General features: G+C 31.7%; 28 protein-coding genes and 1 tRNA gene. 25 read left to right on the forward strand and 4 right to left on the reverse strand.

Annotation, left to right across the window (positions count from 1 at the left end; translation table 11 throughout):
- Positions 1-7: 7 nt before the first annotated feature.
- From DK508_RS19720 to DK508_RS19735, 3 genes are all read right to left on the reverse strand, one after another.
- Positions 8-679 carry a response regulator transcription factor gene (locus DK508_RS19720; protein ID WP_160114800.1) on the reverse strand — a complete coding sequence of 224 codons (672 nt, stop codon included), beginning with the start codon at positions 677-679 and terminating at the stop codon, positions 8-10.
- A complete protein-coding gene (locus DK508_RS19725) occupies positions 666-1,415 on the reverse strand; it encodes a sensor histidine kinase (protein ID WP_109302498.1) in 750 nt (249 codons plus the stop codon). Before DK508_RS19725 ends, DK508_RS19720 begins: the two co-directional genes overlap by 14 nt.
- Before the next feature lie 613 nt (positions 1,416-2,028).
- Positions 2,029-2,733, reverse strand: a complete 705-nt coding sequence (locus DK508_RS19735) for a hypothetical protein (protein WP_109302500.1) — start codon at positions 2,731-2,733, stop codon at positions 2,029-2,031.
- A gap of 345 nt (positions 2,734-3,078) precedes the next feature.
- Between DK508_RS19735 and DK508_RS19740 the strand changes: the two genes are divergently transcribed.
- The 17 genes from DK508_RS19740 (at position 3,079) to DK508_RS19810 (ending at position 17,346) form a co-directional block, all read left to right on the forward strand.
- On the forward strand, positions 3,079-3,510 hold the full coding sequence (locus DK508_RS19740) for an Rrf2 family transcriptional regulator (RefSeq protein WP_109302501.1): 432 nt from the start codon (positions 3,079-3,081) through the stop codon (positions 3,508-3,510).
- A gap of 44 nt (positions 3,511-3,554) precedes the next feature.
- The gene (locus tag DK508_RS19745; RefSeq protein ID WP_109302502.1) at positions 3,555-4,028 is read left to right on the forward strand and encodes a hypothetical protein; all 474 of its coding nucleotides are present in this window, start codon (positions 3,555-3,557) and stop codon (positions 4,026-4,028) included.
- On the forward strand, positions 4,025-4,354 hold the full coding sequence (locus DK508_RS19750; RefSeq protein ID WP_160114801.1) for a 2Fe-2S iron-sulfur cluster-binding protein: 330 nt from the start codon (positions 4,025-4,027) through the stop codon (positions 4,352-4,354). The genes DK508_RS19745 and DK508_RS19750 overlap by 4 nt, the downstream gene beginning before the upstream one ends.
- Positions 4,355-4,361: 7 nt before the next feature.
- Positions 4,362-4,700 (forward strand): cupin domain-containing protein, encoded by a 339-nt coding sequence (locus DK508_RS19755; RefSeq protein ID WP_109302766.1) that lies wholly within the window; start codon positions 4,362-4,364, stop codon positions 4,698-4,700.
- 25 nt (positions 4,701-4,725) lie between these two features.
- Positions 4,726-6,945, forward strand: coding sequence for a nitric-oxide reductase large subunit (locus DK508_RS19760; protein ID WP_109302504.1), 2,220 nt, complete (start codon positions 4,726-4,728; stop codon positions 6,943-6,945).
- A gap of 46 nt (positions 6,946-6,991) precedes the next feature.
- Complete coding sequence (locus DK508_RS19765; protein WP_109302505.1) at positions 6,992-7,381, forward strand: group III truncated hemoglobin; 390 nt, start codon at positions 6,992-6,994, stop codon at positions 7,379-7,381.
- Positions 7,382-7,452: 71 nt separating this feature from the next.
- Positions 7,453-7,734: a hypothetical protein gene (locus DK508_RS19770; RefSeq protein ID WP_109302506.1), complete on the forward strand. Its 282-nt coding sequence runs from the start codon at positions 7,453-7,455 to the stop codon at positions 7,732-7,734.
- Between the two features lie 40 nt (positions 7,735-7,774).
- The gene (locus DK508_RS19775) at positions 7,775-8,008 is read left to right on the forward strand and encodes a hexameric tyrosine-coordinated heme protein (protein ID WP_109302507.1); all 234 of its coding nucleotides are present in this window, start codon (positions 7,775-7,777) and stop codon (positions 8,006-8,008) included.
- A gap of 617 nt (positions 8,009-8,625) precedes the next feature.
- Positions 8,626-10,326, forward strand: a complete 1,701-nt coding sequence (locus DK508_RS19780) for a helix-turn-helix domain-containing protein (protein ID WP_109302508.1) — start codon at positions 8,626-8,628, stop codon at positions 10,324-10,326.
- A 72-nt stretch (positions 10,327-10,398) separates the two neighbouring features.
- Complete coding sequence (locus DK508_RS19785; RefSeq protein ID WP_109302509.1) at positions 10,399-10,578, forward strand: hypothetical protein; 180 nt, start codon at positions 10,399-10,401, stop codon at positions 10,576-10,578.
- Positions 10,579-10,636: 58 nt separating this feature from the next.
- Positions 10,637-10,792, forward strand: coding sequence for a hypothetical protein (locus DK508_RS21280; protein ID WP_160114802.1), 156 nt, complete (start codon positions 10,637-10,639; stop codon positions 10,790-10,792).
- 64 nt (positions 10,793-10,856) lie between these two features.
- Positions 10,857-11,021 (forward strand): hypothetical protein, encoded by a 165-nt coding sequence (locus DK508_RS21285; RefSeq protein WP_160114803.1) that lies wholly within the window; start codon positions 10,857-10,859, stop codon positions 11,019-11,021.
- Positions 11,022-11,173: 152 nt separating this feature from the next.
- Positions 11,174-12,271, forward strand: a complete 1,098-nt coding sequence (locus DK508_RS19790) for a helix-turn-helix domain-containing protein (RefSeq protein WP_109302510.1) — start codon at positions 11,174-11,176, stop codon at positions 12,269-12,271.
- A gap of 234 nt (positions 12,272-12,505) precedes the next feature.
- On the forward strand, positions 12,506-13,120 hold the full coding sequence (locus DK508_RS19795; protein ID WP_160114804.1) for an alpha/beta hydrolase: 615 nt from the start codon (positions 12,506-12,508) through the stop codon (positions 13,118-13,120).
- 10 nt (positions 13,121-13,130) lie between these two features.
- Positions 13,131-13,610 carry a hypothetical protein gene (locus DK508_RS19800; protein WP_235016442.1) on the forward strand — a complete coding sequence of 160 codons (480 nt, stop codon included), beginning with the start codon at positions 13,131-13,133 and terminating at the stop codon, positions 13,608-13,610.
- 9 nt (positions 13,611-13,619) lie between these two features.
- Positions 13,620-14,789 (forward strand): S41 family peptidase, encoded by a 1,170-nt coding sequence (locus tag DK508_RS19805; RefSeq protein WP_109302512.1) that lies wholly within the window; start codon positions 13,620-13,622, stop codon positions 14,787-14,789.
- A gap of 925 nt (positions 14,790-15,714) precedes the next feature.
- Complete coding sequence (locus DK508_RS19810) at positions 15,715-17,346, forward strand: isocitrate lyase (protein ID WP_109302513.1); 1,632 nt, start codon at positions 15,715-15,717, stop codon at positions 17,344-17,346.
- A gap of 324 nt (positions 17,347-17,670) precedes the next feature.
- Here DK508_RS19810 and DK508_RS19815 read toward each other — a convergent pair.
- A tRNA-Phe gene (locus tag DK508_RS19815) sits at positions 17,671-17,743 on the reverse strand.
- A 98-nt stretch (positions 17,744-17,841) separates the two neighbouring features.
- On the opposite strand from DK508_RS19815, the gene DK508_RS19820 reads away from it, so the two are divergent.
- The 8 genes from DK508_RS19820 (at position 17,842) to DK508_RS19855 (ending at position 26,211) form a co-directional block, all read left to right on the forward strand.
- Positions 17,842-18,573, forward strand: coding sequence for a type III pantothenate kinase (locus DK508_RS19820; protein ID WP_109302514.1), 732 nt, complete (start codon positions 17,842-17,844; stop codon positions 18,571-18,573).
- A complete protein-coding gene (locus DK508_RS19825) occupies positions 18,570-19,814 on the forward strand; it encodes an outer membrane beta-barrel protein (RefSeq protein WP_109302515.1) in 1,245 nt (414 codons plus the stop codon). Before DK508_RS19820 ends, DK508_RS19825 begins: the two co-directional genes overlap by 4 nt.
- A gap of 16 nt (positions 19,815-19,830) precedes the next feature.
- Positions 19,831-21,201, forward strand: coding sequence for a M48 family metallopeptidase (locus DK508_RS19830; protein WP_109302768.1), 1,371 nt, complete (start codon positions 19,831-19,833; stop codon positions 21,199-21,201).
- On the forward strand, positions 21,201-21,761 hold the full coding sequence (gene lptC / locus DK508_RS19835; RefSeq protein WP_109302516.1) for an LPS export ABC transporter periplasmic protein LptC: 561 nt from the start codon (positions 21,201-21,203) through the stop codon (positions 21,759-21,761). Before DK508_RS19830 ends, lptC begins: the two co-directional genes overlap by 1 nt.
- Positions 21,762-21,770: 9 nt before the next feature.
- Positions 21,771-21,965 (forward strand): hypothetical protein, encoded by a 195-nt coding sequence (locus tag DK508_RS19840; RefSeq protein ID WP_370443862.1) that lies wholly within the window; start codon positions 21,771-21,773, stop codon positions 21,963-21,965.
- Positions 21,966-21,968: 3 nt separating this feature from the next.
- Positions 21,969-23,237, forward strand: coding sequence for a hemolysin family protein (locus tag DK508_RS19845; RefSeq protein ID WP_109302518.1), 1,269 nt, complete (start codon positions 21,969-21,971; stop codon positions 23,235-23,237).
- A gap of 14 nt (positions 23,238-23,251) precedes the next feature.
- Positions 23,252-23,953, forward strand: coding sequence for a lysoplasmalogenase (locus DK508_RS19850; protein WP_109302519.1), 702 nt, complete (start codon positions 23,252-23,254; stop codon positions 23,951-23,953).
- 137 nt (positions 23,954-24,090) lie between these two features.
- Positions 24,091-26,211 (forward strand): peptidylprolyl isomerase, encoded by a 2,121-nt coding sequence (locus tag DK508_RS19855; protein WP_109302520.1) that lies wholly within the window; start codon positions 24,091-24,093, stop codon positions 26,209-26,211.
- Positions 26,212-26,247: the final 36 nt, after the last annotated feature.

Genomic DNA, 26,247 nt, shown 5'->3' on the forward strand with positions numbered 1-26,247 from the left:
TATGGTCTTAAGTTAATATTATTTTATCAAGTTCAATTAGTTTATTTTGAGCAGCAAAAATAATAAGACCGGCAATATTTTTTGCACCAGTTTTGGATAACAAATTGGATTTATGCGTTTCGACTGTTTTTTTACTTACAAAAAGCTTTTCACCGATTTCTTTGGCTGTAAGTTGATAGCATAACAGTTTGAGTACATCCAACTCCCTGGGAGTTAATTCGTCAATGGCATCTGTGGGTATAATAGGTGTATTAGAAGCGATTTGTTTTCGTAATACTTCCATTTGTTCCATATCGAGGTAATGCCCGGCTTGATATACATTTCGAATTACGTTAACAAGGTCTTTTTTATCAATTTCTTTAGGAATAAAAGCATTTGCTCCAGATTTAAACATATAACCCAAATAATTAGGTTGATAATGAGAGGAGATAATTATACTTTTTATAGCAGGATATTCTTTAGATAACACATCAATTACATCTTTGCCCGTACCATTTTTCATTCGTAAATCAGAAAGTACAATATCAGGGATGTTGTCGGTTTTTAGCGTTTCAAGAAAAGAATTACCTCCATAAGATACCGAGATTACTAAAAAACCATCAATGTTATCCAAATAATCCTTTAATAAGTTAGCAACTAACTTGTCATCTTCGACTAAAGCTATTTTAATTGTATTCATTTTGCTTGTATAGAAGTGTGAATTTTGTCCCTTGGGGTATATTGGGTGCAAATTTAAATTGTGCATTAAGCTGTTTAGTTCTTAATGAGATGTTCTTCATTCCTAGTCCTTTATTTTTATGACTTGGCAATCCAATACCATTGTCTTTTACAGATAAAAAAACAAATCGATTAGATACCCTTAATTTAATGAAAATTTGAGAGGCATTGGCATGTTTATCAATATTTGTGATGACCTCTTGAAATATTCTATAAATATTAATTTTAGTTTTTTCAGGGATTATAATTTTAGAATTTTCAGATACATAAAAATCAATTATAAATAAACTATTCATCGGGGAAAGGATAGTTTGAAACAAATCTCCAAGCAAACTCTCTTGTAAAAGAGGAGGTGTAAGATCGTGTGATATTCTTCTTGCTGTACCAATACTATTTTTTATAGGATCACTTAACGATTCATCATCATTCATAAGTTGAATGCGTCTTAATTGACCTATTAATTCGTCATGAATATCTGCGGCAATTCGTGTTCGTTCTTTTTCCTGTATTTCTATACTATTGTTTAACAGTTTTTCATTGTGTCGTATCTGTAAAGTTGCTTTTTGTTGTTCTTCCTTTTTAATACGATTTACATATTTTTTTGTTAATACTATAATAAATAATAATAGCACAGAAAATAAAAGTAACGTGCCTGCTATCCACCATATTGGAGTTAAAGGGTTTTTCCAGTCTTCCATACTAAATTTACTAAGGTGATATAAAATAATAATAAGCAAAAAGCTCTAAATAGCCATATCCAACCCACTAGATTAAGATGTTCATTAATAAGGTAATTGGTGGTAAGAGCTATAATGAAATCGATACCAAAATAAAATAGTATGATTAGCAATGTCGTAATCGTTATATTCGATAGAATTAATTTACCATCAAAAAATCTAAATAAAGTAGCAATCAATAAAATGATGATTGAAAAAATATAAAATAATCGATCATAGGATTGATATGAACTTATTTCGGTATTAAAAATCAAACTAAGTGTCATAGGTATTAAAAACAGCAGCGATATACAAAAGAAAATCGGTTTTTTCCATCTGAAAAAATGTATCAAGATATAGTAGCCCAAAAAGAACAAGTGAATATAATAGGATATCGAAAACAGGAAAAGGTTTACTTTCCCATACATCGCTATCATTTCTATTGCGAGAATGGAGCCAAGATAAATTATGGAGATAAAAGAATGCTTTTTTAAGATACTATATGTTAATCCAATAAATAGAACCAACACGCATAAGCTTGAAAAAGCATCCATTACCTTTTCAATAATAATTATACTATCCATGCAAGTATGGGCTAGAGTAAATTAAAGCCTTGATCTATGATAGAAAATGGAGGATGAGGTTGTGAAACATCCATAAACAATTCTGTTCCTGAAGGATCCTGAGTTCTAGTACTACTCAATTCAAGTTCTCGGGTTAGAATAAATTCTAAATTATAACCGTAGACATCAAATTTTTTGAGTGCAGTCATTACAAAAACTGTTTGATCACTATTGGTAAATAATGTTTCTACATCTTCAAAGGGAACGGTAATCAATCTTAATAATTCACCGTTACCAGATTTATTTTTTTGCACTTGATCTTTAAACCAGTTTTTAGAACCTAACATCCAATTTAGGATCCTTTGCTCTGCATCGCTCTTACAAATTTGATCAGAACATGATATCGCCAATGGTTTAAATTCTTTTGTAGTTTTAACCCCAGCAGTATTAAAGCTTCGGGTAAATTCTTTTTCGAATAGATTAACACCCAGTTCGTAAGACTGGTTAGTGTCACTAACATTATCGATTACATAAAATTTAAGTTCAAATTCATCTACACCAAAATAACAATGTATACTATCTGGACTATTTTTCTTCCAATTTATATAATCTTCATGTTCTATTGCAAAACCATATCCCGATGTTAAAAAGTTTAAGGCAATGTTAGTGTTTCGTAATTCGTTCCAAGTGTTAATGTTCGCTTTGATTTTAGCGACTTTGTTTTTGCTAGTGCTCATTTTTTTAGGTTTTAAGAGTGTATTCGTACTAAGGGTAAAATAATTAGGTATGATTAAAATGAGAAGTTGTAAATATGGTTAATAAGTAATGTCACTCTCATTTTAATAAAGCTCTAAATTCGGCAAAAAACTGTAATTTAAAGTGTATTTGAAGGAAAAAATAATTGACTTGATCGTTTTTTGTATAGTCAGGTAAATATACTTATTTTTCTGCATGTTTTTTTACAGTAAAAACAGTTTGTAAATAAAAGTTAAGCTTAGGTAGATAATAATAATATTTTTATAAAGGATATTTTTGTCCGTTATAAAATAATACCTTAACTTTGCGGTATTAAAATTTTATATATGTTTTCAAAATCTTGCGAATATGGTTTAAGAGCGGTGATTTTTATTGCGCAACAAACTACTCAAAATAATAAAGTAAGTTTAAGTACTATTTCAGAAGAAATAAACTCACCCCAAGCTTTTACCGCTAAGATTTTACAGCAGCTTACCCGAAACGATATCGTGAAATCGATTAAGGGGCCTTATGGAGGTTTTACTATAGAAACGGAGAAGATGAGTACAAAGCTTAGTGAGGTGGTAAGCGTTTTGGATGGCGATTCTATATATACTGGGTGTGGGTTAGGGCTTAAACAATGTGATGCAGACTCTCCTTGTCCACTACATTTTAAGTTTGTCGAAATCAGAAATAATTTAAGGGATATGCTCGAAAATACATCCTTAAAATCTGTTGCCGAGGATATGAATGCAGATTTGACAACTTTAAAAAGGTAAAAAAATTTAATTATATAAAGGATAAAAAGATCTTTTAATCGTTTATGAAAAATAGATATATAAATTTTGCGATAGCAATTGTTTTTATTTGGATTGGTTTTGTTTGCTCGATAAGTTTTATGGAAGCTTGGTTAAAGTTCCGAGCACCAGGGGTTACAACAGAGATAGGTCTTGGAGTGGGACAACTAGTTTTTACGGCCCTAAATAGAGTTGAAATCACATGTGCAATTTTGATCATATTAAGTTTAGTGTTCTCAAAATCTGGTAATGTATTTGCTCTTTTTAGAATCTACTTTTTTATCACTTTAATTATTCTTAGCGTACAAACTTTTTGGTTGTTGCCAATTTTACATCAAAGAGCGGATTTACGTATTGAAGGATTAGATGTTCCTAGAAGTAACGTACACCTATGGTATGTAATGATAGAAATAATAAAAGTGATCACTCTTTTCATCTATGGAGTAAAACTTTTGAATGCAATTATAGGTTCAAAAAACAAAATACATATACAGACATGAGTATAACCAAACCCTTATATGTAAAGATTATTGATCTAGATAACGAAATTCATAAGATCAATTTTAAACCAAACGAATATTCAAATCTGATGGAGTTGATCATTAATCATTATTACGAGGAGATCGGGGATTGTGGAGGAAGAGGGTTATGTGGTACATGTCATGTGCAACCAAACCAATTGATCGGTTATGATATTCCAGATCTGCAAGAAATCAAAACATTAGACACTTTGCCCGGAAGAAGTATGTCTAGTCGATTGGCTTGCCAAATAATGACAAATGAAAGAATTAATAAAATGACTTTTAAAATTATAAATGATAATTGATAAAACTATGATCACAGCATCACTAATAGAAAACATAACATACAAAGATAACGGACCAGCTATATCGGTTCTATTACAAACAAAAACTTCAAAAGAAATTAGAATCGTCATGAAGAAAGGACAGTTAATGAAAGAGCATAAAGCTCCTTTTCCTATAGTTGTTCAGGTATTCGAAGGTGCAATAGATTTTGGTGTAAGCGGAACAAAAAAGACACTAAAAAAAGGAGATTTGATAGCACTTGATGAAAATGTCCCTCATGATTTAACCTGCATTGAGAATTGTATTGTTCGATTATCCATTTCACATATGGACACCGCAGATAGAGTTAAGAATATAGTCAAATAAGTCCCATTAAATTAAATAAGTAGAAATGAAAAAAATTTGGATTGGATTTACCAGTGTAGTGGTATTATCATTTATGGCATTAATATGGGTAGGAACCGAGATTTATCAAACCCAACCACCTATTCCTGATACCGTAATTGTTAAAGAAACTCAAGAAATTGTATTTACCAAAGATGATATTCAAACAGGACAAAATGTTTGGGAGTCGATTGGCGGAATGGAAGTAGGATCTATATGGGGTCATGGGAGTTATGTTGCCCCCGATTGGACTGCAGATTGGATACACAAAGAAGCACTTTTTTTACTAGACGCATGGGCTCAAAAGGATTTTAATACTAAATATGAACACCTTGATGTAGAGAAAAAAGCTGCGTTAAAGGCTCGTTTAATAGAGAATGTTAAGACTAATACGTATAACATTGCTAATAAAAGTATAACGATAACAGCTGCAAGACATGAGGCGATTAAAGAAAATTCGGCATATTATGCTGCGATTTTTTCAAAAGGGCATGAACAATATGCTATTCCAAAAGGAGCTTTGGAGGATACAAAAAAACTTTCGCAGTTAAATGCTTTTTTGTTTTGGACTTCTTGGGCAGCAAGCACCAATAGGCCGGATATGGCATATACTTATACTTCTAATTGGCCGCATGAACCTTTAATTGATAATACGATTACCCCAGATTCTCAGATTTGGTCTGGATTTTCAATCATTTTGTTATTACTATTTATAGGAATACTAGTGTATTACTATGTTAGAAATCATGAAAAAGGAGAAGCGCTGGTGCATCCCAATAGTGACCCTTTACGCAATATGAATTTAGTGAAATCTCAAAAATCAGTATTAAAATATTTTGTAGTGATTTCTTTATTGATTGGATTGCAAATTATTTTGGGAATTATTACTGTTCATTATACTGTAGAAGGGCAGGCTTTTTTTGGTATTGATTTAGCAAGTGTTCTGCCCTATTCTATTACAAGAACATGGCACACGCAATTAGCTGTGTTTTGGATCGCTGCTACCTGGTTGGCCACAGGGTTGTTTTTAGCACCTATGATTAGCGGTAAAGAAATGAAGTATCAGGTTTTTGGTATTAACTTCTTATTCATAGCTTTAATTATTATAGTTCTAGGTTCGTTGATTGGAGAATGGTTGGGAGTACATCAATTTTTTGACTTAACTACTAATTTCTTTTTTGGCCATCAAGGGTATGAGTATATGGATTTGGGCAGGTTTTGGCAAATATTCCTTGGTATTGGTTTGGTGTTATGGGTCTTGATGGTGGGCAGACACGTGTTGTTTGGTATTAGAAAAAATGATGATTCTAAACATCTATTAATTATACTTTTAATATCGGTACTTGCTATTGGGATGTTTTTCTTTTCTGGATTGATGTATGGCGAGAATAGCAGTTTACCAGTGATTAATTATTGGAGATGGTGGTTGGTACATTTATGGGTAGAAGGTTTCTTTGAAGTTTTTGCAACTGTTATCATTGCATTTGTATTCTTAAAGATGAAAATTCTTTCAGCAAATACTGCCGGTAAAGCCTCCATAGCATCTGCTACGATATTTTTGGCAGGAGGAATTATAGGTACTCTTCATCATTTGTATTACTCTGGTACACCTGTTCAGGCAATTGCTCTAGGAGCCACATTTAGTGCCTTAGAGGTAGTGCCTCTTACCTTAATGGGTTTCGAGATAAGAGAAAATTGGAATTTGTTGAAATCCAATGAATGGATGCAAAAATATAAATGGCCAATATTTTTCTTCATAGCAGTGGCTTTTTGGAATATGGTGGGGGCTGGAGTATTTGGCTTTCTTATAAACCCTCCAATTGCATTGTACTACATACAAGGGTTAAATACTACAGCAGTTCATGCACATACGGCCCTTTTTGGAGTGTATGGTATGCTAGGGATGGGGTTTATTATCATATGTCTACGTTTTTATTCTAATAGGCCTTGGGAGACTACAAAACTTAAAAGAGCATTTTGGTTTTTAAATATTGGATTAATCGCAATGGTAGTATTGAGTTTACTTCCCGTAGGAGTTATTCAAGCGTACACATCTATTACCAAAGGATATTCTTATGCAAGAGATGCAGAGCTTTTGTATTCCCCAGTGGTTCAAACTTTAAAATGGCTACGAATGATTGGTGATATCATATTCTCTATCGGAATCTTCTATTTCTGCTGGTTCACCATACAAGAAACAATCTATTGCCTTAAAAAAAGGAATTAGAAAAGCGTAATAACATAAACTATTTAGGTTGTTAAAAACTGAAAATATGGAAGAGATAAAAAATAGAGATGATGTTTTTGTGTTGGTATCAACTTTCTATAGAGCAGTTAGAAAAGATGAACTCTTAGGGCAGATTTTTAATGGTCATATACGCGAAAAACAATGGCCCATACATCTAGAAAAACTTACAGATTTTTGGGTTACCGCATTATTCGGAAAAGCTTGCTTTAAAGGTAATCCGGGACAGGCACATAGAAATGTGGATAAAAACCTTAATTATACGATGGATCAAGTCCATTTCGGAAAATGGTTGCAACTCTGGTTTACCACAATTGATTCGCTATATGAAGGTGAATTAGCACAAAGGGCAAAAGATGCATCAAGAAAAATGGCCACCAGTCAATATCTCTCTATTTGGAAAAATAGGCCTCAATAACCATAACCCAAAACAGATATATAAAAACAATATAAACTTAAGCTAGAATAGCTTTTATAAAAGATAAGAATATGAAAATTTACCAAGAATATTTAGAAGAGTACACAGAGGGAATAATAGGATATACACCATTAGCAATAATCGGGCAAAGTTGTTTAGGTTCTGTTGCTGCTATGTTTATTTTAATGAACGGAAACTCGGCATTACAAATGTTTCAATTATTTATTGTAACCATTATGTGTATGTTTTATAACGGAGCTATGCTATCACAACAAAAACCAAAACTAAGTTTTAATCTTCTTGTTTTGAGCGTAGCAGTTAGTGTTGTGGTTACGATTATAAATCTCATTTAATAGTAGTTTTTGAAAACAGATTAATTAGAATAAATAAAGTATGGAACAAAAAGAAATATGGTTAAATAGCCTAATTACAGAAGGTCCTCAGGAAGGTTTTGAATTGGCAATAAAACTTTCAAGAATGGGAGTTAAATCTACACAGCCCGATATGGAAGTGCTAAAACGGTTACGAAAAGAGTATGCTAATAATGCCGATGGCCTTACGGCAGCTTCTCATGTTGTTGCTGTAAATTTTCAAACGATTTCTGCGGCAAATAATTATTGGCGATAGAATTTATTGCGATAATAATATGTATGTTTTTAAATAACAAAACCCGAACAATCTGTTCGGGTTTTGTTCAAATTGATTCAATACCCACTATCGAATCAATTTAGATTAGTATAATAGTTTCTTTTTTCACCCAACCTATCACACTGTAATATTTTAGACACAAATTTTATCTTCTCAAATAATTTTGGCGTATAAATAAACTCAATTATCTATATCTTTAAATAGATTTAATTCAACGTTTTTTTTATAGTACCTATAGCTATATCGCCCAATAGTTAGACCAAGGATATTTCCTCAAATCATCCAAAATTAGGTGCTATATGTATTTATAAAAGGTTTTAAATAATAAATTTGATTTTGTGTTTGACTATTAAATTCTTATTCTAGAACATAAGATAATACCAAATTAAGATAAGATATGATTACTATACAAGACAATATTCTTGAGATTTATAAATTTCAACTACTATCTAAGTAAAACGAAAGTTAAAGTATAATAAATCATAGTAGATAAAAAGATCCGAATATATTTTTATCTTTTTAAACAAGTTGATACACAGAAAATTTATAAATTCGTTGAGGTTAGATACAACTAAGCGTAAGCCCAATATTTTTGTATGATTAAGAAATTTTTCATAGTGATTCTTTTGACCATGTCAATCTTGTTTGTAGGATCTGTCTATGGACAACGAAAGCAATCAAAAATTGCTCAAGATGTTTCTCATTTTGAGAAACTAAAAAATGAAATTGGCGCTTATACAGAAGATTCTCTAAAGTTACAAATTGCAGAAAAAGCATTACAAAAAGCAAAAACTAATAGGGATACGCTAGCAATTGCGAATGTGTATTATTTCTTATCAAAAATTAAAACTTCAAAACAAAACCAATATTCAGATAGCATTATAAGTATTACGTATAAGAAGAATTATATACAATACCCGGCTTTAGGCTATCTTGTTAAAGGCAATATTAATTATGAATTGGGAGATTATAAAAAAGCTTTAGAGTATTATTTAAAAGGATCAATTTCTGCAAAAGAGAACGGAAATGAGCAATTATATTTTAGCCTTAAATTTAATATTGGACTGTTAAAAAACACAGCTGGAGAGAGAGCCGAGGCGCAACAGATTTTTACCGAATATCTTGCTTACCTGGATCAAAACCCCAAAATCAAAACGCCTTACAATTATAATGGGACACTTTTTGCCTTGGCTGATGCATATATTTATAATAAACAATTAGATTCTGCCAAAATATATATAGATAGAGGTATTATTGAAGCTTTAGAAACCAAAGATGAATCTATTTACTCTATTTTGGTGGTGTATTCCGGGATGCTTCATTATTTTTCTGACAAATATGAAGTAGCTATTGATAGTTTACAAAAAGGGAAACGATTAATCCAAAACACAGATGAGGTAAAAACAAGAACAGCAATTTGTGATTATTATTTGGCACGTTGTCATCAAGCAATGGGTAATATCGATTTGAGTGTACATCATTTTGAAAATGTAGATAGTATACTTAAAAAAACCGATGATGTTATTCCTGAATTGATAGATACATATGATCATTTAATTAACTATTACAAATCTCAAAAACAAGTAGATAAGCAACTTGAATATATCAATACGAGCTTAAGATTTGATAGTATACTTCATGCCAATCAGATCTATTTAACCAAAAACATTAGTAAACGATATGATACGGTAGAGTTGATTTCTGAAAAAGAAAAACTTATTAGTCAATTAGAAGAGGATAAGTTTATAAAAGAAGAAAAAATAACTATACTATCCATTTTTTTGGGTGTATTAGTTTTGATTGCAGGATATGGGTTTTGGCGCAGTTATAATAATAGAAAACTTTTCTTGGAGGTATTAGAAAAACAAAAGGAAAAAGAAAAAACAAAGGAACAAAATATAGAAGAGGTTATAGCTGCAAAACCTAAAGAAGAAATAGATATCCCCGAAGAAGTAGTGACTGAAGTATTAAAAAAATTACAATCTTTTGAAAACTCAGCAAAATTTTCTAAAAAACACTACACATTAAATTCGTTAGCAAAAGAGCTAGATACTAATAGTGCTTATCTGTCAAAAATCATTAATGTATATAAGCACATTAATTTTGCAAATTATTTAAATAATTTACGAATTGATTTTGCAATAGATCAACTTACTGCAAACAATCCTCTAAGATCATATACGATAAAGGCGATTGCCGAAGAAGTAGGCTTTAAAAACGCACAATCTTTTTCTACAGCTTTTCATAAAAGAACAGGAATCTATCCATCGTATTTTATTAAAAAACTAAAGGTGTGATGAATGCCAAAAATCATCTAATGTAGATCATTTCTGGTGTAAAAAATGTGAAATAAACAATAATTAAAACCTATGAAAACTAAAAACCAAATTAAAAAACTGAGTTTGGATAAAATTAATGTTGTTAAGCTCAATAATACAGCACAGTTCATAATAGGCAAAGGATGCCCACTTGCTGTAACATTAACAATTTGTGGTCCCGATTGTAACGATATTACAAAAACAAGACCCGTCACTGGCAATGACGATTAGATGTTAAACTACGTATTTTTAAATTATTAACGAAGATATTTAATAAAACTTAAGTATTATGAAAAAGAGCAAGAGTACTAAGAAATTAAACCTAGAAAAAGTAAATGTAGTTAAGTTAACTGGTAACGAATTTATTAAAGGAGGAGGAGTGATTTTCCAAAAGACAGAGGTAGATTGTGCAAAAACATTTCCTATAGGGCCTATGTATACCTAGAGAAAGAACATATTCTAATCTAAACCAATCACGGCATATTACATAAATTTAAAAATGAACACAAATGAAAACAAACAAAAAATTGACCTTGGATAAAATAAAGGTTGCTCGAGTTTCTGGTTTAAATGAAATTAAAGGAGGGCAAATGAATCCTACAACACTAATACCTGTTCATACTCAAATAAATAAATGTACTTTTATTACGAAAACAATACCAATAAGCATGTAGGTTTTTTAAAAATAGTATAAATTACTAAGCCTGAACAATTCGTTCGGGTTTTTTAATTCAGGCTTTTTAAGATAACAGTATTAAGATAACAGTATTAAGATATTTAAGAAAGAATCAAAAACTAATACAAACAGAATTCCTATTTTGGTAGTATGCATATAGAGCTATCCTTTTTATCCTTTATAGAGATACTCACATTCTCTGTAGCTTTGATGTTGGGGCTACTTTTTTTTACAATGAAATCTGCCAATAAAAAGGCTAATATATTTTTGGGATTATTTTTATGGCTACTTTCCTTAAATATTTTTATTGATGTAATAGATTACGAGATAGAAGAATTTAGTACTGTCGATATTGTATTATTTCAAATTTTGTTATGTATACCTTTTCTGTTATATATGTATACATGTCAAACGATCAATAAGCCCTATAAAAGAGTATTACTTTTTTTATACCTGCCTTTATTTTGTATAGATGTAATGTTACTTTATATCATAAGGACCGAAACAAGTATTGTATTGGTGGATCTAATGCATTACCTGATCGAGATAGTATTATATATTATGATTCTTAAAAAAATAAAAAACCTTAGATCAGAACTGAATAGCTTTTATTCTGATTTAGAAAACAAAAGGTTGTCCTGGATAGTTACTATAGTATACATTAGCCTGGCATTTATTGTATTTGATAGTATAGAGATAGTTTTGGATCTCGATGAAGAAACTGTAGACCCTATTCTCGACCCAATATCAGTAATCCTAGCTTTTATTATGGTGTATTGGATCGCATATAATGGGTTTTCTCAATCAGAAGTGTTTAAAGGATCACTTTTTTTAACCGATTCGAGTGATCTATCTAATCAAAAGTCTATCCAAAAAACAATGCCTATAGACAAAAAAGAAAAAGAACATTTTGACCAGATTAAAAATCGTATTGTAATAGATAAGCTATATGTAAATCCAGAATTAAATTTAAGAGTATTATCGCAATCACTTCAGTTAAAAGAAAAAGAACTCTCTAAACTAATCAATACATATTCTGGCACTAACTTTTATCATTTTATAAATAAATTAAGAGTTGAAGAATTTAAAAGGCTATTAAAAACACCAAAAGCCCAACAATTATCTAATATAGGACTAGCCAAAGAAGCTGGTTTTTTATCTAAATCAACATTTTATAGTGTTTTTAAATCGTTAGAAGGAGTTACACCCAAACAATATGAACGATCTATTAAAAACAATACAAATTAGAGCAATAACTATAGAAATTATATACTTTTAAAAGTAATATTTTCATTCTTCAAGCTCCACTTCCTTGCTGTTAATTAAATTTTATCATAATTTATGTAATTCATAGTATCTTGATAATCAAATATTTGAAATTTAAAAAGTCCAATTGCGTCTACTCGGACTTTCTTTAATACGTGTATTTTAAGTTTTATTCGTCACAGTAGTGTTCGTGATTATAAATAAAAAAGATACACAATGAAAATTAGAAAAAATTACCATTTAATGATTATTTTTTTCATCTCTATAAGCTTTGTGGCTTGTAATAAAGATGATGATGGAACAATTGCCCCAGATGATTTCGGGATCTTTAAATCCATAAATGATACTACCGCTCAAATGAATGGAGTGATTTCAGGGAACACTCCTGCTCATTTCAATAATTTATTGATAAAGTATCCCAATCTCAAAAAGATCAATATGCTTGATTGTCCGGGATCTGAAGATGATGATGCCAATTTAAAAGTTTCAAAAAGAATGCATGAGGTTGGGATAGAATTTCATTTATTTTCAACTTCTGCAATAGCATCAGGAGCAGTCGATATGTATGTAGGCGGGGCTAAAAGAACTCGAGAGCAAGGTAGTCGCATAGGAGTGCATTCATGGAGTGGAGGCCCAGGACAACCAATAGCTACTTCATACCCTGTAGGTCACACTGTGCATTTACAATATATCAATTATTACATATCAGTAGGGTTTACACAAAAACAAGCAGAAGACTTCTATTATTTTACAATTAATGCTGCTCCAGCAGAAGATGTGCATTGGATGACAGAACAAGAAATAGAAACATTTAATATAGTTAAACAATAAATTTAAAAAAATGAAGAAAGTAATTTTATCAGGAATTTTTGTAGCCGTAACAATTTTTAACGTACAAGCACAAAATCAAGAAGTAACACCGCAATATGAGGTAAAAGTAATTACAAGTGTAGAATCCATTGTTCCTAGTGGTTTAGGAAGATCGAGATTGATTTCTGCTAATGCAGATCGAGATTTTGAAGAATTCACATCTCAAAGAACAGAAGAAAACAATACCAGAAACAAAGCAAAGCGAAAAAATATTAGAGTAAAGGATTTTGAAGAGACCAAATTGCTCAATTTTTTTAATCTGGGAGGGATACGATTTCAAAATATAGCTTCTAATGATGCAATTATATCATCAAAACTGACACAAATGCTTTCTGAAGGTTGGGATTTGAGTTTTGTAGTAAGTGGGGTCGAAAGTAAAGGAGGTGATGGAGATGAATTCGGGATTTATATTACTCGTTACATTTTTAAACGCCCAAAATCTCAAAAGTAATAGTGAAATATGAAGTATTGTTTTAAAATAATAATCGTTTTGGTAATCAGTACTTTTTTGTGTTGCGTAGCTTGCTCAAAAGATGATGATGTAGCGTTACCTACTACAAATAATACATTACAACAAAAAGTATTTCAAGAGTTTTGGGATATTTATGATAGACATTATCCATTGTTTCATCGTAAAGATATTAACTGGAAAGAAATTTATGATGTTTATTATACTCAGATTGATAAGACTACTACAGATCAGGATTTGCTTGATATCTTCAAGGATATTATGAATAATGTGATTAAAGATGGTCATACTGATGTAGTATATAATAATCAGCAAGAAGCCGTTTTTGAGCCCCAATTCAATGAAAATATCCAAAACATGGTTCAAAATAATACAGGAAGCAAAGTAAATATTGTAGCTAGTAGTGTCAATAATCCTTACATATCCTACGGGACGTTAAAAAATGATACTACCATTGGGTATGTTAATGCCAAAAATTTTGAACCTGTAAATGAAAATGATAGCGAGTTTAACAATTTTAAATCTATTGTTGATGAAACATTGGTTGCGCTCAAAAATAAGAAAGGAATCATTTTGGATGTACGCACCAATGGAGGAGGGCAAGGACCATATGCTTATTATTTGGCCGGAAGATTTTTTGCCAATAGTACAACGACTACCTTAATCCGCCAACGTATAAAGACAACTACTGGAAGTGGAGTTGAAGCTCTAGGGGCATGGGCTACCTTAGAGTTTGAAGGATATCCTGATAGTAGAGTAGAAGGAGGATATGTGGCAGGAGTATTTCCAGAGGATAATTTTATCAAAGCTTCAGGTACTTTTCAGTATACAAGTAAAATCGCTTTATTAACTTCTAGAGGAACGGCAAGTGCTGCAGAGTACTTTACTGCGGCTATGAAAACTCAAACACATGTAAAAACAATTGGCAATATAACATTTGGGATTTTTGCAGGGAGCGATATTTTTACATTAAATAATGGAACAGGGAAATGGAAAACCAGAGTGTCTACGCACGATGTTGAAGTTTTGTATAACGATTCTTTTCAATCTTTCGAAGGGATTGGTATATCACCAGATCAGTTGAGTTTTCCTACATCCACTGAAGTAAATGCTGGAGAGGATACGCATATTGACCTTGCTGTTACCTATATCAAAAATTAGAATGGATAATATAAGTTTTATAATATTTTTAAAACAGATTTTTCGAAATAAAATCGAACTTCTTGATACAAGATTTGAGGTCGGTTGATTGTATGACCAATGGGTTTTTAAGTATTCTCTTATATATAACATTGGGATTGACTTTAACAGTAGTTTTTAATAAGGGTGTTAGTTCGACTATATAGTAATCCAAAGATTATTGGTTTGAATTCAGTTCTAGTTATTAATAACAAAAGAGTTTTCAGATTTCTGAAAACTCTTTTGTTTTCCGGGACACAACATAAGTAACTTCGGTACAATACGTTAAATTATTTCTTTGTAATAATTTTAATTGTATTCTTTTGAATAAACAGAATCTACCACTCTTTAAAATTACTAATGCATAACGTTCGCAGGTGATAACGATTTCAAAGAGGTTGATTTTTGTTAGTAATACACCCTGTCTTCTTTTTTAGCTGTCATATTAATACGGCGCTTTATTTACTTCATTAGTTTTTGGTAATGGTTAATAAGTCAATGACATTTTTACATAGTTCTTTTTTGTAATTCGCAAACAGATATGTGAATTTTTGCGAAATATTCAAATAAAGTGAAATAATGATATTTAGCGAACGTTCGCTTGTTTATTCGAAAACTTTATTTTATGTTTGTCCTGACAAAAACAAATTTGCGATGCAAAATTCAACTTTTACAAAGACTAAATTTCAGTTTTTTAGAGATGTAACTCGATATTGTCTAGAGTTAATTAGTAATGAAATAATGTTGATTCTATTAGTGTTGCACAAAAATTATAATACTATATAGATTCATTTTTGAAGAGTTTCTAAAGCTTATAAGTACAATAAAAAACACCTCGTAACTATTAGAGATTTACGAGACTTAATTATCAAAATTTCGAATAACCCAAATAATAAAAAGTAAGATTATGAAAAATTTAGCCCAAAGTAATTATCGTTCGGCATTACAAACAGTAAGAGATCTTAAGGGAAAATACGGTAAAACTTGGAATGCAATAAATCCTGAAAGTGCAGCTAGAATGGTTGCGCAAAATCAATTTAGAACAGGTTTAGATATAGCAAAATATACAGCGGGTATTATGCGAAAAGATATGGCAGAGTATGATGCAGATTCATCTGCATATACTCAATCTCTTGGTTGCTGGCATGGATTTGTAGCGCAGCAAAAAATGATAGCTGTTAAAAAACACCACAAAACGACTAGTAAAAGATACCTATACCTTTCAGGTTGGATGGTAGCAGCGTTACGTTCTGAGTTTGGACCATTACCTGATCAGTCTATGCATGAAAAAACTGCTGTTTCTGGGCTTATTGAAGAAATTTATGATTTTTTACGTCAAGCAGATGCTATTGAGTTAAATGATTTATTTAGAAGACTTGAAAATGGAGAAGATGTACAAGATCAAATAGATAATTTTGAAACACATGTTGTGCCTATTATAGCTGATATAGATGCCGGTTTTGGAAATGAAGAGGCAACGTATTTATTGGCAAAAAAAATGATCCAAGCAGGAGCTTGTGCTATTCAAATTGAAAATCAAGTTTCTGATGCTAAACAATGTGGTCATCAAGATGGAAAAGTAACAGTACCACATGAAGATTTTATTGCGAAATTAAATGCAGTAAGATATGCATTTCTAGAACTTGGTGTAGACGAAGGGATAATTGTTGCAAGAACAGATTCTGAAGGAGCTGGACTTACTCAAAAATTACCAGTAAGTCAAGAACCAGGAGATTTGGCATCGCAATATTTAGCTTTTGTAGACGCAGAAGAAGTGGCTATAGAAGATGCTAAAGAAGATGATGTTTTATTGAAGAGAGATGGTAAATTGGTTCGCCCAATACGGTTGGCAAATGGTTTGTATAAATTTAAAGACGGATCAAATATAGATAGAGTAGTGTTAGATTGTGTTACTAGTCTTCAAAATGGAGCAGATCTTTTATGGATTGAAACTCCTACGCCAAATGTTAAACAAATTGCTAATATGGTAAACAGAGTTAGAGAAGTTGTACCTAGTGCTAAATTGGTTTATAATAACTCACCATCTTTTAACTGGACATTAAATTTCCGTAATCAGGCATATGAAGAAATGTTAGCATTAGGAAAAGATGTATCTCAGTATGATAAAAATAACTTAATGGATGCAAAATATGATCATTCAGACCTTTGTAAGGTAGCAGACGAAAAAATTAGAACCTTCCAAATTGATGGAGCAAGAGAGGCTGGTATTTTTCATCATTTAATTACTTTACCAACATATCATACTACAGCTTTACATATGAATGATTTAACCGAAGGGTATTTTGGAGAGGAAGGAATGTTGGCTTATGTAAAAGGTGTTCAAAGACAAGAAATTCGCAAAAGCGTTTCTTGTGTTAAACATCAAAGAATGGCAGGTTCGGATCTTGGAGATGATCATAAAACATTTTTTGCAGGTGAGAACGCTTTAAAAGCTGGAGGAGGAAAGAATACTTCAAATCAATTTGAAGTTGATTCAAAGGATAACAACGTTGAACAAGAATTAAGTGTAGTGGTTTAAAATGTAAAATTTTAATAATTTTAATTTTAATTAGTTAACTAGAGACATACTCATCCTTGAGTGTGTCTCTCTTTTTTATATTAAATTCAGCTTTTCTTTATTAATAGAATGGCTTCTTTTTCTATTTAAAATATAGTTGATTATAGATAAAGTTTAATGTTGCCAGTTTTTTATTATGTGTTTTCTAATTAAGAGTTGTGGCTTGGTATGTTGTAATATTTATAAGGGAGAAACTCTTAAAAAGAAACAAAAATAGTTTTAAATAGCTGAAAATTAGATTTTTGGACACAAAAAAAGCCCAAACATTTGTTTGGGCTTTCAAGGTGGTGCCTCCAGGAATCGAACCAGGGACACAAGGATTTTCAGTCCTTTGCTCTACCAACTGAGCTAAGGCACCTTGCTGTAAGCGGATGCAAATATAGAACGCTTTTTTTAATAGTCAAAAGAAAAAATTAAAAAAATCGTTTTGTACTTTTGCAGCTTACTATTTATGGGATGAATCTTATTATAGATGTTGGGAATACGTATATAAAGATAGGTGTGTTTGATAATACGCAAATCATTTATAAACAAACTATTGTGCAGAATGACTTTATTAATGAAATAGAAATCATTAGGAATAAGCACCCTTTAATAACAAAAGCGATAATTTCTTCGGTATCTAATATAGAAGAGAGTACTATTGCGCATATCAAACATGTTTTTGATACACTTGTAGTGGATCATCTGTTAAAAATGCCCTTCAAAAATTTATATAAAACCCCAAAAACATTAGGAATAGATCGTTTAGCGCTAGTTGCAGCTGCAGTTGATCAATTTCCTAAAGAAAATGTTTTAGTCATTGATGCAGGAACTTGTATAACGTATGATTTTAAAAATAGTAAAGAAGAATATCTTGGAGGAGCAATTTCTCCAGGAATAAGACTTAGATATCATAGTCTTAATAATTATACAGCAAAACTTCCGTTGTTAGAGCCAAAAACCCCTAATAATCATATTGGTAACACCACAGAAGAAGCTATTCATTCGGGTGTTGTGCAAGGGATTTTATATGAAATAAAGGGGGTTATTGAAGATTATTGCAACATTTACCCTGATTTAACAGTTATTTTAACCGGAGGAGATGCACATTTTTTGTCTAAAAGATTAAAAAATGGCATATTTGCCACTTCCAATTTTTTATTGGAGGGATTAAACTACATTTTAGCTTTTAATAATAGTAGATGATAAAGAAGATTTTAGTAGTCGTATTGGCTTTTGTAGCCATGATGTCCAATGCTCAGGAGGGAACTTCTTCTCCATATTCTTTTTATGGAATAGGAATTCAGAAGTTTAAAGGAACGGTAGAAAATAGATCGATGGGGGGATTGAGTATTATTTCAGATAGTATTCATTTAAATCTTCAAAATCCAGCTTCTTTCGGAGAACTCAAACTTACTACATATACAGTAGGTGCTTCGAATAGTGTTTTCAAAATTAGTGATCAAACACAATCTTCTTCGGGAGATGTTGCTTCATTAGATTATTTGGCGGTGGGTATACCTGCCGGTAAATTCGGATTTGGATTTGGTGTAATTCCTATTACATCAGTCGGATATCAACTTAATGATTTACGTGACGATGGTTCTGAAAGTAGATTTACAGGAACTGGAGGTTTGAATAAGGTTTTTTTATCTGCAGGGGCTAAAGTTAACAAGAATCTAAGCGTAGGTTTGGATTTTAATTATAACTTTGGAAATATTGAAAACAAAGCCGTTTTGCGAAGGCCTGATATTCAATTTGATACAAGAGAGATTACAAGTTCGAATTTGTCTTCTTTCAGTTTATCTTTGGGGATAGTTTATAAAAGAATGATAACAGATAAACTAGAATTATCTGCATCTGTTGTTTCTACACCATCTTTTGGATTAACTGCGGAAAGTACACGAGAATTGGCTACCATTGTTATTGGTACTAATGGAGCAGAAGGAGTTGTTGAAAGACAAGAAACAGAACTTGAAGATAGAGATATAGATTTACCTGCAGAGGTGAAATTTGGAAGTGGTATAGGGAAACCTAAGAATTGGTTTGTAGGTGCAGAGTATACTTATATGGATTCTGGAGATGATACGAATGCATTATTTATACAGGATAATGTAGAGAGCAAAAGTGCGTCAAAATTTAGAATGGGAGGGTACTATATTCCTAACTACAACTCGTTAACTAGTTATTTTAGTAGAGTTGTATATCGTGCAGGATTTAGGTATGAAGAAACCGGATTGAATATAAACGGTACATCGATTGATGAGTTTGGCATATCTTTTGGAGTAGGATTACCAGTGGGTCGATTATTCTCTAATGCCAATTTAGGTTTTGAGTTTGGCCAACGCGGAACAACCGATATTGGATTGGTTAAAGAAGAATTCTTTAATTTCTCTATAAGTTTATCATTGAATGATCAATGGTTCAGAAAAATAAAATTTAATTAACACAATGAATACAGCTATGAATACTAAAGTTTTATTTGTTATAGCAACAGGATTAGTTTTAGGTACTACAAAAGTAAGTGCCCAAGCTACTGATTGTGCTACTACAGCTTCTATTGCATATGAGCATGCTAAGGTGAAGAATTATGCATCTGCTGAAGAACCCCTTTGGAAAGTAAGAAAAGAGTGCCCAACATATAGTGTTGCTACATATCAGTTTGGAGAGAAATTACTGAAAGCCAAATTAAAGAAAGCAGCAGCAGGAGAAAAGAAGGCAATTGCCAGTGAGATTATAACGCTTAAGAAAGAACGTTATCAATATTTCCCAGCAAAAACTAAGTTAGGAGTTATGCATTCTGATATCGGGCAATTAATGTTTGATAACAAAATGGGAACTAAAGATTCTCAATTTGCAGAATTTGATAAAGCATATAATGAAGATAAAGGTAATTTTAAAAGACCTAAAAAATTATATACGTATTTTTCTCTATTTGTAGATTTACATGATGAAGGTAAAAAAGAACTTCAAGGAGTTTTTGATCTTTATGATGATATCACCGAGAAGATAGAAAATGAAGAAAGTAGATTGGCAAAGATTATTGCTGGATATACAGAAAAAGAAGAATCTGGTACTGCTTTATCGTCAAAAGAGAAGAAAAAACTTAAAAATGCAGGTATTAACCTTACAGCATTTAGTAAAGTAAAAGCAGGAATTAATCAAAAACTTGGAGAAAGAGCAGATTGTGCTAACCTTATTCCATTATATAATGGTCAATTTGGAGCTAAAAAAGGTGATGTAAGCTGGTTAAAAGGAGCAGCAGGTAGAATGTCTGCCAAGGATTGTACAGATGATCCATTATTCTTTAAGTTGGTAGAAGCATTGCATAAAGCAGAACCATCTGCAAAATCAGCATACTATCTTGGGATATTAGCCTTAAAAGATAAAAAGACTACAACTGGATTAAAATATTTTAACCAGTCTGCAGAGTTAGAAACTAAAGCTAATGATAAAGCTAAAGTATACTTTAGAATAGGTGAAGTTTTGAAAAGACAAGGAAATAAAGGAAGAGCAAGAGGATACTATAGAAAAGCGCTTAAGTATAAGCCATCTATGGGTACTGCATATCTTAGGATTGCTAGTATGATAGCAAGTAGTGCTAATGGTTGTGGAGATGATGTGTTTAGTAAGAGAGCTGTATATTGGTTGGCCGAAAACTATGCTAGAAAAGCAGGGAAAGTAGATCCAAGTTTGAGATCTACAGCGACAAAAACTGCAGCTAACTATAAAGCAAAGGCTCCTTCAAAAACTGATATTTTCAATAATCCAGGAATTACTAAAGTTCAAATAGGATGTTGGATCGGAGAAACAGTTAGAGTTCCTAAGCTATAATGCAGAAAAAAAAGTATTACATAATTATAAACTTTGTCACAGCGTTTGCTGTGACATTGTTTTTTTCATGTCAATCAAATATTGCAGAGAAAAGTAAAAATCATAAAACTCCAGGTACACCTCCAATTGCAGAAGCGTTTGATGTAAATCTTAAATATACCGATTCAGGGAGGCTTACTGCAATACTAAAAACTTCGAAAGTCTTAGATTTTACTAATAAATCTTTTGGATATCATGAGTTTCCCGAAGGGATTGTGTTAGATGTTATAGATAAAGAAGGAAAAGTAAGCGTGATTACTTCAGATTATGCAATTTCTTATCAACAAACTGGCTTAATAGATATGCGAGGTAATGTAGATATAAAAACAGCAGATAGCACGCATTTACAAGCGCGCCAACTGTATTGGGATCAAAATATAAATTGGATCTTTACAGATCAACCCTATAAGAGTCTATTGCCCGATGGTAATATCAATGAGGCTGATGGCTTTGATGCTAATCAGGATTTTACTATCTTGAATTCAAGAATAAACGATGGTATAATGTTTATCGAGGAGTGATCTAATATTATGATGAAAGTATTTAAGTTTTTTGAATATGCCTATTTGGCTATAATGTGTTTTTTTGCATATCAAGCATATGTCGAATGGGGGCAAGAAGGAGGTAGAAGTTTTTTATACCTGTTTTTCGCGGTAGTAGCCGTTTTTATGTTTTTCTTTAAACGAAATTTTAGAAAACGATTTGATGCAAATAACAAAGACTAATTCATGGAATTACAGATCGTTGTTATTGTTCTTTCTCTAATATTATCGGCTTTTTTTTCTGGAATGGAAATAGCTTATGTTTCCTCTAATAAAATCCATATTGAAATTGAAAAAAAGCAAGGTGGATTTATTTCAAATATTCTCATAAGATTAACGAAGAAACCTTCAAAATTTATTGCCACAATGTTGGTGGGTAATAATATAGCATTGGTTGTTTATGGGCTGTATATGGGTAAGTTGCTAATGGGACTTATAGAAGGTTACTATCCAGGAATGGCTACTAGTATTAGTTTGTTAGTGCAAACATCTATTTCTACTCTAGTAATTTTAATGACTGCAGAGTTTTTGCCTAAAGTTTTTTTTCAGATCTATTCAAATAATCTGATAAAGGCATTTTCATTTCCGGCGTATGTCTTTTACATTATATTCTCTCCGATTTCTTCCTTTGTAATATGGGTTTCTGATGTGGTTTTGAAAAAGTTTTTTAAAACCGATGGTGACCAAGTTCAATTGGCGTTTAGTAAAACCGAACTTGGAGATTATATTACAGAACAGATGGAAACGGTTGAAGAACATGATGTGGTGGATAGTGAAATTCAGATCTTTCAGAATGCCTTGGATTTTTCAGATGTAAAATCCAGAGAGGTTATGGTGCCAAGAACGGAAATCGTGGCTGTAGAAAAATCGCAATCAATAGAAGAGGTAAGTAAACTGTTTATAGATACAGGTCTGTCTAAAATCATTGTGTATAATGGCACCGTAGACGATATAATTGGATATGTTCATTCATTCGAGTTGTTTAAGAAACCTAAAACGTTAAGGTCTATTATACTTCCTGTTGTTTTTGTGCCAGAAACGATGTTTGTTAAAGATGTTCTTAACTTATTAACTAAAAAACATAAGAGCATCGCTGTAGTTATTGACGAATATGGAGGAACCAGTGGTATTATCACTGTAGAAGATATCGTTGAAGAGTTGTTTGGAGAAATCGAAGACGAACACGACTCTTTAGCTCTTATCGAAGAGCAATTGGGAGAGGATCGATATAGATTCTCAGCCAGAATGGAAGTAGATTATATTAATGAGACGTATAAGTTGAACTTACCCGAAGGTGAAAACTACGAAACTTTGGGGGGTATGATTGTAAATCATACCGAAGAAATACCACAGCAAGACGACGAGGTAGTTATAGATTCGTTTAAGATTAGTATTATAGAAACTTCTAATACTAAAATCGAAATTGTAGAACTTTTAGTAACAGAAGAAGATTAATTAATCTGCAGGTAATGGGTGAAAAAATACTAGATAAAAAAAGTATAATCTTTATTATAATTTATGCTATCATTCTCTTATGTGATCTTATTTGTAGTAGTACCCCATCTTTTCTTGATTTAAGATTGTATACAAAACCTGCTATTATTAGTTCCTTAATTATATTTTTTTTAGGATATAAAAGAAAACTACCTGTAAGTGTTTTCTGGATGATGATTATGGCTTTGGTATTTTCTTTATTTGGAGATATCTTGTTGTTATTCACCAACAAATCTCAACTTTTTTTTATTATGGGATTGGTTATGTTTCTATTCGCTCATGTCATGTATATCATTGTTTTTTTTAAGAATAGAGACAATCAAAATAAAGGGTGGTATTTCACAATATTTACAATTGCTTATGGTTTTGGGTTGTTTTACATATTATATCCTGGATTAGGAGAGATGTTGATCCCTGTTATTGTTTATATGCTGATTATATTATTAATGTCTAATGCGTCCTTTATGAGATCAAAAAATGTCTCAAAAATAAGTTATGTATTGGTTTTTATAGGTTCGCTTTTTTTTATGCTTTCAGATAGTTTGTTGGCAATTAATATGTTTTATAAAAAAATACCCCTTGCTCATATATGGGTAATGACCACCTATGCAACAGCTCAGCTATTAATAGTTTATGGGATTCTAACTCAAAAAGAACCTGTAATTCAAGAAAAATAGTGCTCTAAAAACAGCCCCGTACTATTGGAAAAACTGAAAGCATAAAGACTTCAAAAAGACTTTGATATTTTTAATTGGTATTATTACAATAAAATGGTATTTTCGCCCACTATATTTTGAATAAATTATAACACATCATGGCAGTTTTAAATAAAATCAGACAGCGCTCAGTTTTTTTAATTGTGATCATCGCATTAGCACTCTTTTCTTTCGTGCTTGCAGATTTGATTCGTAATGGAGGAGCTATTTCTCAGAAAGCTGAAAATACGATCGCTACGATAAATGGAAAAGATATTGATAGAACAGATTTTGCCAGAAAGGTTGAAGCCGCTTCTAGAAGTTTTGGAACAGGTGGATCTAGTATCCAAGCTGTAAATTATGTTTGGGATCAACAAATTAGAGAAACAGTATTCGAAGAGCAATTTGAAGAACTAGGAATCAAAGTAGGAAAAGATCAAGTAAATGAGTTATTAGGTGAGTCTTTGGCTAATAATCCAACTTTTCAGAATGAAGCGGGTGTTTTTGATAAGGCTAAAATGCAAGAATATGTGGCAAATGTAAAGGCTACATCTCCACAAGCATACCAACAATGGTTAGATTATGAGGCTTCTATTAGTAAAGGAGCTAGAGAAGAAACATATCTTAATATGGTAAAAGCTGGTGTAGGTTCTACATTAAAAGAAGGAGAATTGGCTTATAAGATGGAGAATGATAATGTTGATATAAAATATGTTCAACTCCCGTTTTCTAGTATTCAAGATGCTGATGTAAATGTTACTGATGCAGAGATACAGGAATATGTTAACAAGAATGTAGAGAAATACAAAGCCGAGGCTTCTAGAAGTATTAAGTATGTTATTTTTAAAGAAGAAGCGAGTCAAGAGGATGAAAATGAAATAAAGAAAGATGTTGCCGCTTTGTTAAATGATAAAGTAGAATTTAATCAAAATACTAAAACTACAGATTCTATTGCTGGATTTACAAGTGTAGAAAATGTAGAAGAATTTATCAATCAAAATTCTGTTTTAAAATATGATGATACCTTTAAGTATAAAAAACAACTTCCTGCTACAGTAGCAGATACGTTATATAACCTAGCTGTAGGACAAGTATTTGGGCCGTATAAAGATGGAGAATACATGAAGATATCTAGAATAGTTGCTCAAAAGCAGATGCCTGATTCTGTTAAAGCAAGTCATATACTAGTAGCTTGGGAAGGTCTTCGTACTGCAGGTGATCTAAAACGTACTAAAGAAGAGGCAAAAACATTAGCAGATAGTATAGCCGCTGCGGTAAAAGGTAACAATGATACATTTACTGTACTGGCAGCAAAGTATTCTGCAGATAATTCTAATAAAGATAAAGGTGGTGATTTAGGATATTTTGTACCAGGTGCTATGGTTCCTGCATTTAATGAGTATTGTTTTGAAAATAAAACAGGAGATCAAGGAATAGTTGAAACACAATTTGGATATCACATCATTCGTTTGGATGATCAGAAAAATGAGCAAAAGACTGTAAAAGTAGCTACTGTTGCTCAAAAAATAGAGCCAAGTGAAAAAACGATCAACACTATTTTTACAGAAACAACAAAATTCCAGATTTCGGCTAGAGATAAGGATTTCGAAGAAGTTTCTAAGGAGAATGAGATGACCGTACGTCCTGTAAATAAAATTAAAGAATTAGACGAAAATATTCCTGGATTAGGAGCTAAAAGAACAATTGTACAATGGGCTTTTAATGAAGAGTCTAAAGTAGGAGATGTAAAACGTTTCGAAATTCCTGAAGGATATGCTGTAGTACAGTTAACAGCAAAAGCTGATGAAGGTACTATGATTGTTGCTGATGCTAGCCTAACGGTAAAACCTATATTGATAAAAGAAAAGAAAGCTGAAATGCTAAGATCTAAAATCACTGGTAGTGATTTACAAGCTATAGCAAGTGCTCAAGGACAAACGGTGAAAACGGCTTCTGCATTAAATATGAAAACACCAACGATAAGTGGTGCAGGAACAGAACCAAAAGTAGTGGGAACAGCTTTTGCAAAAGAAATAGGAGGTGTTTCTAGTCCAATTGTAGGAAATAATGGAGTATATGTTATTGAGGTTACTAAAAAGACCCCGGCAAGTGGATTAGATACATATATTAGCTATGCTTCACAAGCTTCAAAATCTCAGGTAGGGTTAGTAAATACGAAAGTATTTGAAGCACTTAAAGAAGCTGCAGAAATAGAAGATAAAAGATCTAAATTCTACTAATAATTAGTAGATCGTGATGAAATAAAAAAATCCTGA

It is taken from the genome of Aquimarina sp. AU474 (genome assembly GCF_900312815.1).
Lineage (GTDB): Bacteria > Bacteroidota > Bacteroidia > Flavobacteriales > Flavobacteriaceae > Aquimarina.